This is a genomic window from Psychrobacter nivimaris (assembly GCF_009812035.1).
GTDB lineage: Bacteria > Pseudomonadota > Gammaproteobacteria > Pseudomonadales > Moraxellaceae > Psychrobacter > Psychrobacter nivimaris.
Genome location: NZ_VZIZ01000019.1, coordinates 162037 through 174176, shown reverse-complemented (window position 1 = coordinate 174176; position 12140 = coordinate 162037). Strand labels below are relative to the sequence as shown.

The following is a 12140-nucleotide window of genomic DNA, read 5'->3' as shown; positions in this document are numbered from 1 at the left end:
AAAAACTTGGTAATCCGCCTCTTCAGTTTGATTTGCTTATTTCAAGTTGAGAGTGGGGTATCGATCTGACAATAGATGATATAAAAGTTTAAAATAGCCAAGCAAACTTTGTATTGCTAGATAGCGTTACGAACAAATAGTCGTTTACAGGACAATGAGAATGGAAAATAATTTTGAAGGTTTAAAAGTAATGGTAATTGATGATTCAAAAACCATTCGCCGTACTGCAGAAACTTTATTACAAAAAGCGGGCTGTGAAGTAGTGACCGCTATCGATGGTTTTGATGCGTTAGCGAAGATTGTAGATAACAATCCAGATATTATTTTTGTCGACATTATGATGCCACGTCTAGATGGATATCAGACTTGTGCGCTGATAAAAAATAACCCTGATTATGCTAATAAACCGGTAATTATGTTGTCATCTAAAGATGGTCTATTTGATAAGGCACGTGGTCGTATTGTAGGTTCTGATGAGTATCTGACTAAGCCATTTAGTAAAGATGAGCTTTTTGATGCTATTAATCAGTACCGTTAATCGAATAAATATAGACTTACAGGGAGTGATTGATATTATCGCTCCAGATTATTCAATACTGAGTAATCATGATTAAAGAATGGCTACCAGTCGATTTATAAGTGCTATTTTTAATCATTTTATCTGAACCATATATCAATATATCTTCACAGATATTTTAGAACTTAAAGGAACCTCCTATGACTACCGTTTTAGTCATTGACGACTCGCCATCAGAAATGGCGAAATTTCGCGATATGCTTGCCAAAAACAACTTTCAAGTGTTGGAAGCGACTAATGGTGAGCAGGGTTGCCAGATGGCAGCTGAACATTTGCCAGATGTGATTTTGATGGATGTGGTAATGCCAGAAATGAATGGTTTTCAGGCCACGCGCAAGATTACCCGCGGTAAAACCACTGCTCATATCCCTGTCATTATGATTAGTACCAAAAACCAAGAGACAGATAGAGTTTGGGGCAAGCGTCAAGGCGCTAAAGAATATATGAACAAACCAGTTGATGAAAGTGGATTGGTCAATATGATTCGCAAAGTGATGGAGTAACTTGTGGCTTCTAGAGGATTTATCGAGCTTCTGCGTTTAGCAGATTTGGCACGCGCGCGCAAAAGCGGTCGCCGCGGTGGCCAAGAGTTTGATTGGCAAGGTGTGGTATTTGAAATTGGTGGGCAGCGCTTAGTTGCCCCTATGGGTCAGGTATCAGAGGTATTATCTATGCCAGAATATACTAGCCTACCTCTAGTAAAGCCATGGATGCTAGGTATTGCCAACATTCGTGGGCGACTCTTACCTTTAACGGATTTGTCGCATTTTTTGCAAGTCCCTAGTCGCTTGACACAAATGAGCCAACGGAAAGTTATCGTCATTGATTATGACAATAACTTTTCAGGACTGCTGGTGGATCAAGTACTTGGTATCGAACAGTTCACACAAGAACAGTATCGTCCAGAAGCCATAGATCCAGAGTCGCCGTTTGCGCCTTATAACCATGGCAAGTTTTTCAAAAATGACCAAGACTGGTATGTATTTATGCCAAGTTTGCTCGCACAAGATCCTCAGTATTCAGATGCTGCAATATAATTGTCGATAATAGAAGACCTGTCTGTTAAGTAACGACAGAGAAATAGCGACTGACATAATAGGGTTCGATGTCAGCATTTATACAGGCTTTGCTAATCATTGTTTAGATAACAATACGATTGTCAAAGTCAGCCACAATTAGACTTTGATGACTGTTTGAAAGGAAGACGCAAGATGAGTGATGTGATAAAAAAACCTGTAGCTGGTATGGCTAAAACATCAGCAGATGGCAAAGACGCTGATAGTACTTGGAAGCTATTGTTAGGATTTTTTGTTCTATTAAGTTTGGCTTGTCTGATTTGGCTAGTTAACTCGCTATCATCGGTAAGTCAGTATTTCGATAGTTTCAATCAATCCGTTATCTTGCCAGCGGCTGTATTTGCAATCGGCGCATTAGGGATTCTGTTTGCTTTGTACCAGCTACTGAAACACCGTGGTGGATCAGAGCGATCACTTATTGAGAAAGAAACCTTGCGTCGTCGCCAAGAAGCAGAAGCTGAGTCTGAGCGAGCGCGTCAAATCCAAGAAGAAAACGAACGTAACCAGATCGCTATTTTACGTCTACTTGATGAATTGGGTGATTTGGCAGAGGGTGATTTGACCGTCAATGCGACTGTATCAGAAGACTTTACAGGGGCGATTGCTGATTCAGTCAACTTTGCGATTGACCAATTACGACAGTTGGTACTGGTTATTAACAGCACTGCTGACCGTGTATCGCAATCTTCTGATCAAACGCAGATGAATGCTGTTGAACTGGCCGAAGCTTCTGAACACCAAGCACAAGAAATTGCTGGTGTATCAGCCGCTATTAATGAGATGACTGTCTCAATTGATCAGGTTTCAAACAACGCTGCAGAATCTGCAACGGTTGCCCAGCGTTCAGTTGCTATTTCTCATAACGGGGCAGAAGTTGTACAACGCTCTATTGAGGGTATGAACGTTATTCGTGACCAGATTCAAGAAACATCAAAACGTATTAAGCGCCTTGGTGAATCTTCGCAAGAGATTGGTGATATCGTTGGACTAATTAACGATATTGCTGACCAGACCAACGTTTTGGCATTGAACGCCGCTATTCAGGCATCGATGGCAGGGGAAGCGGGCCGAGGCTTCGCGGTTGTTGCTGATGAGGTACAGCGTCTGGCTGAGCGTTCAGCGAACGCTACTAAGCAGATTGAAACATTGGTAAAAACCATTCAGGCCGATACCAACGAAGCAGTTATGTCGATGGAGTCAACAACTTCTGAAGTTGTACGCGGTGCGCGCTTAGCGAAAGATGCGGGTGAAGCACTAGAAGAAGTACAGAGCGTTTCTAATACTTTGGCTGATTTGATTCAAAACATCTCAAATGCTGCTTTACAACAGGCTGAGTCTGCTGGTCACATTTCTCACACCATGAACATCATTCAAGATATTACCTCGCAAACTTCTTCTGGAACGATGGCAACAGCCCGTTCTATTGGTGAGCTAAGTGAAATGGCAGCAGCACTACAGGAATCGGTAACGGGCTTTAAGGTATCGAACGACGACGAGCTAGTAGATTATGAAGTGTTAGATACGGAAGCCCCATTGAAAGAAAGCGTTTAGTGATTAGTTATTCTGTTAGAGCAAGATTGGTAGCATTTGATTGTTCTTTATATTGAACAAAACTGCTGTATCAAGAATGATAGAAAGAAGCCGTAATTATAGTAGACGATTTGTCTGGCATAGATGGTGTTAATTAGTTAAACCATCTGCTTAATACAGTTGATCTGACATTGGGTAATACTTTGATGAAAGTCGACAGTTTGGATGTGCAGCGATGGCAGAATTACATAGAGCAAGAAACTGGATTTGTGCTGCCAGACATACAGCTACAGTGGCTGGCTAATGCAATCGACTGTACGGCGATGTCGAACGGATTGAGCGTTCAACAATTATGGTATCAATTATCGAGAAACAATGAGTTGCGTCAGCAGTTGTTAGACAAAGTGCTCATTCATGAGAGTCGCTTCTTTCGACATAGACCCTCTATCGACTTTGTTACAGAGTATGCATTACAGCATCATAAAGCAGGCAACATTGATAGTTTATTTCGTATTTGGAGTGTTGGCTGCGCAAGTGGACAAGAAGCTTGGTCACTGGCCATGAGCTTGGCCGCACAGCGATGTCAAGACTATGTCATATTAGGGACAGACATCAGTGAAGAGGCTATTAAAAGCGCACGGTTGGGGCAGTATGATAACAGGCAGCAAACTTTAATCCCGCAATCATGTCAGTCGTTTGTTCAGCCGCTGCCATCTAAAGGTAGATTAAACAGATTGAAGCCTAGCACATCAGAAGCGGCTAATAGTATGCAGGAGAATTGGCAGGTAGCACCTGTATTGCAGCCACATGTCAGTTTTTCTGTACATAATATTATTGAACAAAAACCACCCACTACGCATCTTCAGAATGTGATTATTTGCCAAAACATGCTGCTATATTTTCGTAAATTTGATCAGCGTGATATTTTGGCACGGTTATCAGATCAATGCGCGTTAGAGGGATATATTGTATTGGCTCCAGGTGAGGCGTTGTTCTGGCGTCCTTCAAATATGCGCCGCATTGCGCACCCACAGGTTAATGTGTGGCAAAAAATTAGTGCCTAAATTAGTGCATAGACGAGTTAGGATAAACCTATGAAAAACCAGCCCAATGACATAGTGACGTTTCAGTGGTTGCTACCATTATTCAATCAGCAGTTAGCGCAGATATCTGACGGTTGGCAATTAGGTGAATCTAGCATCGATAATGAACAGATGATACCAAGTTATCATCAGATTAGCGGTGCGCTCATCATACTTAAACTACCTTTATTAGCAGATGTTGCTAGTAAGTTGAGTCAACTTGCAGGATTAAGAAATTATGATGATTTTTCTATTAAAGAGCGTCGTATAGGTCAGTTCTCTCATCGATTGTTGCAACGAGAGATCAATCAGTATGCGCGTACAGGGATCTATCATATAGAGCTGATAAACAGGGCAGTTGATGAGCTGACCCAAGCTTTGTCTCAACGAGACATAGAAACTGACATTCCTGTAAAAATTAGTGATATTGAGCATGAATACACGAATGATCATGCGAATAACGAAAATATTATCAATAGTATTGAAGCGGCCGTGCCGACAGAACAAGCTACCGCTAGATTGACAAGTGAACAGTGTCAGCAGTTGCTACTCGTATGGCGTCAGCAAGTACAAGCATTACTGATCACTAATACAAATCAGTCAGCAGCACTCAGTACCTTAGAAAAAGCTAGCCAGTATCTTAGGCAGACAACACAAGATAGTGGTTTACAAAGACTATGGTATTTAACCGAATTACTGCTAAGTGAACTGGCTCAAAATGAGACGCCACTTCCTGAGCGTTATGCACCATTATTAGGTCAGCTTGATCAAGTTATAGAATCTTATGCCCAGTCAAATGAAGTACCTTCAACTATAGTTGTAAGATTGACCACCGCAATCTATGTTGAATTGAGTTATCTAGCGCACAGTAGCAAACGTACTCAGTCTATTTTGGATAAAGTATCTCAAAGTACCACGACAGCGTCTCGTTTTTTACCGCAATTATTAACTCAGATTGATGCGCTTATTTTCAAACTGGATGAGCCAGATAGCTTGGTAGCTCCTTTACAACATATCAGAGAGCAGCTCAAAAACCGAGGCTGGACTTACTACGTGTCTCAGGTGGAATCCATCCTTGCAGATTTGAAACAGTCTCTTGTATCAGAAACAAGTTTTGCGCAAGAGCAGTGGCAAATTGAACGCAAGCTGCAAGAGCTATACAACGCTATTTATAGTACTGAGCAAACCATTTCTCTTAAGATTGGTGATGCGACCTCTTTCGCTACTATGCCTGAAGTGATAAATAGTAACGAGACAGAATTAACAAGTAAACATGACTCTATTCCTACCGATGATGGCCTACGTGAGCTTCGAATTGCAGTAGAAAAGATAAAGCAAAATTTCAACGATTATATACAACATCAAGATATAGGATTATTACCAGCGTCTACTGAGTTTACCAGTATTGGTCAAGCTTTTGACGATATGGAATTGCCAGAAATTCGTCATACTATGGATGATATCGGTAGTCTATTTACACAGTTAACTACTCGTAATATCACTACCCCGAGCTGGAGTTTGGTGCAGGCGTTGGCTGAGAGCTTAACGTCTATTGAGCTATTACTTGATTATCTTGCGCAGCAGGTTTTTGATCAGCAGTTGCTCACTTTAGCAAATGAACATACGGCCAGAGCAACACAGCTTCTTGATACTGATATCAATTCACCAGAAACGCTTAACGAGACTGTATTCGCTCAAGAGTCAACTGCGACGAATGTTGTACGTTATGATGATAGTGGTGAAATTAGCCCTGTTATCAATACAGACGATGCAAATGTAGTTGAACAAGATAATGTGAGTCTGTCCAACAGTACTGAAAGTGCTGCACTAAAGCAAGCTCGTGAACACGTGAAGCCTGATAACTTTGAAACAGATGAAGATGTCCACGATATCTTTATTGAAGAAGTGACTGAAATTATTACTGATCTTGAAGATTTTCTTCCTATCTGGGCGCAAGACTCACAAGACCTAACACCATTGACTGAAGTGCGTAGAGGTTTTCACACTCTAAAAGGCTCAGGTCGTATGGTTGGTGCCTTTAGTATCAGCGAGATAGCATGGTCAATCGAAAACCTACTCAATCGTTTATTAGATAAAACATTGCCAGTAACAGATGATGTTGTAAATCTAGTGGTTGATACCACAAAAATTCTACCAGAATTGGTAGCAGATTTTTCAGCGCAGCGCCCACCAAGCTTTGACCCTGCGATTGCTATCTTACAAAGTAGCAATCTTATGAATCAGCAGCCGGTCAACACTGGACTGACGCTAGCTGAACTTGCTCCTAAAGAGCTTATGTCAGATGATGCAGAATTAGAAAAATCTCTACTAGAGATTGATGATGTTGATAACGATTCTAATAACGATAGTACCGAGTTAGTCACTGACTCGAATAACGAAGACGCAAATATCAACGAATATCTATCTACATTGGATATTCCAGAGAGTCTTGCACCTTTTATTAGAGAGACTAATCAACTACCAGCCGATGCCGACGATGCAGATCCTGATATCAAAGAGATATTTATAGAAGAGGCCAATGAAGTATTGGCAGAAATTGTGCCGTTGTATGAAAGCTGGCAGAAAAATTCGACCGATCTAGAGGGATTAAAAGATATTCGCCGTGGTTTCCATACCTTGAAAGGTTCGGGCCGCATGGTAGGCGCTAACTATACAGCGGAATTGGCATGGTCTATAGAAAACATGCTCAACCGTATTTTGGATAAGAGTGTCGCTATCTCAGCTGATATGTGTCAGTTAATTACAGATGTATTGGCAGCTTATCCTGATATGCTCATAGCATTTGAACAAGGTACTCAAGACTATCCAGCTGTTGTCCCAGTATGGATTGCATGTGCTGATGCGTATAGCAAACAGCAGGGTAATGGATTTAGTTATTCTGCGTTGTTTGCACAATCAGTAGATAGCTCTATAGATGAGATGGAAGAAAAGACGCCATGGTCTGATACGACTGAGACTGGCAATGCTTATGATGACCACAGTAATGAAGCAATAGACTCTACTTTACAGACCTTTCATTCGGTCAATGAAAAAATGGCAGAGGCAACGGTTGTCCTTACCCCTCAAACCGAAGAAGAAAAGGCATTTTGTAAGATATTTATTGATGAAGCAGAAGAGCTGCTTGATTGTATCGAACAGTTTGTCAAAGACAATAGAGAACAGCATCATATAGAAATCACAGATGAAATCGTACGCGCATTTCATACTTTGCGCGGCGCTTCGGGTTCTAATGCTTTGGCTGCTATCAGCGAAGTCAGTGCGACCATCGAGCATAGCTTGGAGTCGTTACAACAACAAGATATAGGCATGAATGCTCAGCACTTAGCAGCATTAGCCCAGTCAGCCACATTAATAGAGGGTTATCTAAATAACTATAAGCAAAATATAGAGCAGCACGATGTATCAACAGAGGACGATGGGTCGCAGAGTCAGCATGATATAGCGTCATTGCAAGCCATGCTCGGTGAGCAATACGTGACTAATGACACTACTGTCATGACCAATAAGAAACCGACGATAGAAGAGTTATTAGACAGTAATATTGATACGTTACTCGATGCTGAGTGGGAATTAGATGATGCGTTGAATCATACTGAGATAGAGCATATTCAAGACTATATAGAGCAGCAAGTTTCACAAATAGCTTCTCTTATGGAAAAAGCGCAAGCATTTCCAAAATTTGTCACAATTTTAGATGAACTGGGTAATGCGTATCGTTATTTAAGTAATCATATCGATATAGCTCAAAATCAAGACATTCAAGCAATATTGCACGCAGGTCATGCTCAGCTGATAGGCTTGTTTGATGCTTTAGCTGGAAGTACCTCCTTAAAAATAGATAAACAAGTCATTGATGATCTACAGAGTATTTATCAAGAAAGGGATGAGAACGAGGACGTTGGCTTCACCGTTAGAGTTGTTCCAGCAACTGAGCTACAGTTTGAAACCATTGACACTGATATTGAGCTATTAGAAATATTTTTAGAAGAAGCACAAGAGCTTGATACTGCACTAGATGAAAGCTTCAATAAGTGGCGTGCCGATATCACCAATATCAATGCGCTGAAAGTTCTACAGCGTCATTTGCACACGATTAAAGGCGGTGCACGGATGGCCGGTATCCGTAGTATTGGTGATTTAACCCACGAAGCAGAAAGCGTCTATGAGTCGTTTGTAGAGAACCGAAGAGCGCCAACCGCGCAGTGGCTTGAAATCATGCAAATGGTGCAAGATACGATGTCACTACAAGTGATGCATATTGTGAGTCATAAGAAATCTTTCTTTACTCCAGAGCTCATTGAGCAGTTGCATCAGCTTGAAAAAGCAAAAACGTTACCAGAGGTAGTCGATCTAGTCATACCAGTACCAAAAAATCACTTTGAACCTACAGAGCGTAGCATTGCTGCCAATGTTGTTGATAGTGATAATGAGGCATTGAGTACCCTAAGTCTGGATAGCATGATTAAGCAATCATGGGCCAATGGATTGCCTGATCCTGATATATTAGCGGTATTTTTAGAAGAAGCAGAAGAGCTTACCAATCGTAATAAGTATCTGCACTTGTTCTTAAAAGATACGAGTAATACCACAGCGTTACAAGCGCTCCAACGTGACTTGCATACCATAAAGGGTGGCGCACGAATGGTTACTGCCTCTGGTATTGCTGATTTGGCGCACGAGATGGAGTCGGTCTATACGGATTTTGTCAGTAATCGACGTCCAGCCACCAAAAAAGTATTAGAGTTGCTGGTTGCAAGTCATGACTGGCTGGCTGATGCAGTATTTATTCTTCAACAACATGTTAATCCACCGACGCCTACGCTGTTAATTGAAGCGTTGGAGCAATTTGGTAGAAACCCTGATAGCCTAAAAACGATACCTAAAGAGTCTCTACAAGCCCAGCGTGAAGCAATCTTGATTGCCAAAGAAAACCAAGATTCGCAGTATCTTGCAAAAGATATCAGTGAAATGCCGTCTATGCTTAGAGATACTCATGAGGAAGATCAGAGCGCTAGTAGCAATGAGATGATTCGTATCTCGGGTGGTTTAATTGAGCACATGATTAATTTATCTGGTGAGTCAGCGATTAACCGTGCTCGTATCGATATGGGTATCAGTAGTCTAACAAACAGTATTGAAGAGATGGGTACGACAGTACAACGTTTGGCAGATCAGCTACGTCGTATGGAGATCGAGCTAGAAGCACAGATTCTATCTCAAATAGATGAGGAACTCATCGATAATGAAGACTTTGACCCTCTAGAGATGGATCAATACTCATCTTTGAATCAGCTGTCTAAATCTTTAACAGAGTCGGCCTCAGATTTGGTTGATATTAATCATACATTATTAGAAAAGACACGTGATAGCGAAAGCCTGCTGCTACAGTTATCTCGTACCCAGACGGAACTGCAAGACGGTTTGATGAATTCACGTATGGTGCCATTTACACGCTTGACACCACGTCTGGAACGTATCGTACGTCAAACAGCTAACGAGCTTAATAAGTCTGTTGAACTGACCATTGTTAATGCTGATGACGAGATGGATAGAGCCATCCTAGAGCGCATTACGTCACCGCTTGAGCATATGTTACGTAATGCTGTCGACCATGGTATTGAAACCACGTCAACCCGTCTGAAGTCAGGCAAAGAGCGTAGCGGTCGTATCACCCTTGAGGTCCGTCGTGAAGGTAGTGAAATCGTCATTCAATTAACAGATGATGGGCGAGGTATTGATGTTGAAGCAGTACGTAGTAAAGCCATCTCTCAGGGTCTAATTGATGCAGATGATAATAGTCTGTCAGACCTTGATATTATGCAATATATTTTCAACGCTGGATTAAGTACTAGTCAGCAAGTGACTCAGATTTCTGGACGCGGCGTTGGTATGGACGTTGTTATTAGTGAAATTCGTCAACTAGGTGGCTCAGTATCCGTCGTTTCAGAGTTGGGTAAAGGCTCTAGTTTCACAATGCGTCTACCATTGACGGTAGCCGTGTCTGACGCGTTGGTTGTTCGTGCTGCAGATCGCTACTATGCGATTCCATTGGTACAGATTGAGCGCGTGGTTCGAGTGAACCCAGAGAAGCTCTATGACTATTATCAATCAAATGATGCCACATTGAATTTTGAAGACACAGAGTATCGAGTACGCTATCTAAATGAAATTTTATCAGGCAATAAGTTAAATGAGTTGGTGGTAAATACCAATACCAGCTTACCGCTTATCATTATTAAAAACCGTACTGGACAGAATATCGCTTTGCAAGTGGATCAGATTGCAGGTTCGCGCATAGAAGTTGTTGTCAAACCTTTAGGCCAACAGTTATCAAATATTCCAGGGGTTTCAGCTGCTACTATTATGGGTGATGGCTCGGTCATGCTCATCTTAGATTTGATTGCCCTTATGCGTAATGCGCAATTGGTCAAGAATATTACGAAAGCTGCTGATGCTAAAAGAGGACGTATAGAGTCTAAATCTACCATTCTAGTCGTCGATGACTCCGTGACGGTACGTAAAGTAACCTCACGTTTCTTAGAGCGCCAAGGGTTCAATGTGGCAGTCGCTAAAGATGGTATTGATGCAATTGAGATATTGCAAGATATGACACCAGACATGATATTGCTTGATATTGAAATGCCTCGTATGGACGGCTTCGAGGTCGCCACTCAAGTCCGACATAATAGTCGTCTAAAGCAAATTCCAATTATTATGATAACGTCACGTACTGGCGAAAAGCATCGTGAGCGTGCCCTAGAGATTGGTGTAAATGACTATATGGGTAAACCATTCCAAGAAAAAGAGCTGCTTGATAAAATGCAAAAATTACTAGGTGAAGGGGTCAGCCTGACTAATGAAGGATAATGCACGTGTTTTAGCGCTGCGAAAAAAAAATAGAAACGATATTAAAGTGATGGTGGTGGCAGAAGACCATCGCCAGCGCATGGCTTTTTCAGATACGGTACGTGGTTTTGGCTTTACGCTGGTCGGCTGTGTATCACGAGCACAGTGGCAGGAAACAGGTGAGCTTTCTAACTCAGCTATCGATATTTGGCTGATAGACAGTGATTATGATGACAGTGTGGCAATAGCGACGGTGGCATCCAAACCAGCAGCAGTACTGGTAGGCTTCAGTCAGGCTCCGTACCTAAACGAATCCCAAGAATATGCAAAATGGCAGCGTAAGTTGAAGCGTAAATTTGCCCAATTGCTTGACTTGCCAATATTGGTAGATGCTCCAGCTTACAAGAGTGCTGATACTGACTGGCATTATGTCGTATTTTTGGGTGCTTCTATGGGTGGTCCTAGCGCGGTCAAAGAGTTTTTAGATAACGTACCAGCCACACTGCCAATTTGTATTTTATTGGCACATCATTTTAATCAGGCTATGATTGGTACGTTGCCCCGCATACTTAATCGTCATAACGACTGGCGCTGTAAGATTATTGCTTCTTCACAGCGGATACGAGCAGGAGAGTGTCTGATAGTACCTATTGATAAGCAGGTTGTCTGTGATTCAACAGGTCGCGTGATACTATTGGATCAAGATTGGCATGGTGAATATAAGCCTGCAATCGGGCAGCTGCTCAAAAATACCAGTGATGTTCATGGTAGCGAGCTTATTAATATTATATTTTCAGGTATGGGTAATGATGGCTCTCAGTATCTAGACTTAATCCAAGACAATAACAGTCAATTATGGGCACAAGATCCGAGCTTGAGTGCATGTCCAAGTCAGCCTCAGGCTATCATTGACTCAGGGTATTGCAATTTTGTTGGTAGCCCTACCGATTTAGCAAAAAAACTAACCGATTACATTGGTGAAAGGGCAGCTAGCCATTCACATTAACT

At 41.8% G+C, this 12140-nt stretch carries 6 protein-coding genes and 1 pseudogene; all 7 read left to right on the top strand.

What is annotated here, in order from left to right; translation table 11 throughout:
• Window positions 1-160: 160 nt before the first annotated feature.
• Window positions 161-538, top strand: a complete 378-nt coding sequence (pilG, locus tag FQV37_RS08915; protein WP_057761576.1) for a twitching motility response regulator PilG — start codon at window positions 161-163, stop codon at window positions 536-538.
• Window positions 539-717: 179 nt separating this feature from the next.
• Window positions 718-1080 (top strand): response regulator, encoded by a 363-nt coding sequence (locus tag FQV37_RS08910; RefSeq protein WP_057761573.1) that lies wholly within the window; start codon window positions 718-720, stop codon window positions 1078-1080.
• Window positions 1081-1083: 3 nt separating this feature from the next.
• Window positions 1084-1614, top strand: coding sequence for a chemotaxis protein CheW (locus tag FQV37_RS08905; RefSeq protein ID WP_160022438.1), 531 nt, complete (start codon window positions 1084-1086; stop codon window positions 1612-1614).
• 303 nt (window positions 1615-1917) lie between these two features.
• Window positions 1918-3204, top strand: a pseudogene (locus FQV37_RS08900) (methyl-accepting chemotaxis protein); the annotation flags it as partial.
• 185 nt (window positions 3205-3389) lie between these two features.
• Window positions 3390-4247, top strand: a complete 858-nt coding sequence (locus FQV37_RS08895; protein ID WP_160022434.1) for a CheR family methyltransferase — start codon at window positions 3390-3392, stop codon at window positions 4245-4247.
• 30 nt (window positions 4248-4277) lie between these two features.
• Complete coding sequence (locus FQV37_RS08890) at window positions 4278-11153, top strand: Hpt domain-containing protein (RefSeq protein WP_160022432.1); 6876 nt, start codon at window positions 4278-4280, stop codon at window positions 11151-11153.
• Complete coding sequence (locus FQV37_RS08885; RefSeq protein WP_160022430.1) at window positions 11143-12138, top strand: chemotaxis protein CheB; 996 nt, start codon at window positions 11143-11145, stop codon at window positions 12136-12138. Before FQV37_RS08890 ends, FQV37_RS08885 begins: the two co-directional genes overlap by 11 nt.
• Window positions 12139-12140: the final 2 nt, after the last annotated feature.

Excerpts from the sequence above, each read along its gene's own strand:
- FQV37_RS08885 (WP_160022430.1), top strand. The coding sequence starts at position 11,143 with ATGAAGGATAATGCACGTGTTTTAGCGCTGCGAAAAAAAAATAGAAAC.
- FQV37_RS08910 (WP_057761573.1), top strand. The coding sequence starts at position 718 with ATGACTACCGTTTTAGTCATTGACGACTCGCCATCAGAAATGGCGAAA.
- pilG (WP_057761576.1), top strand. The coding sequence starts at position 161 with ATGGAAAATAATTTTGAAGGTTTAAAAGTAATGGTAATTGATGATTCA.
- FQV37_RS08890 (WP_160022432.1), top strand. The coding sequence starts at position 4,278 with ATGAAAAACCAGCCCAATGACATAGTGACGTTTCAGTGGTTGCTACCA.
- FQV37_RS08895 (WP_160022434.1), top strand. The coding sequence starts at position 3,390 with ATGAAAGTCGACAGTTTGGATGTGCAGCGATGGCAGAATTACATAGAG.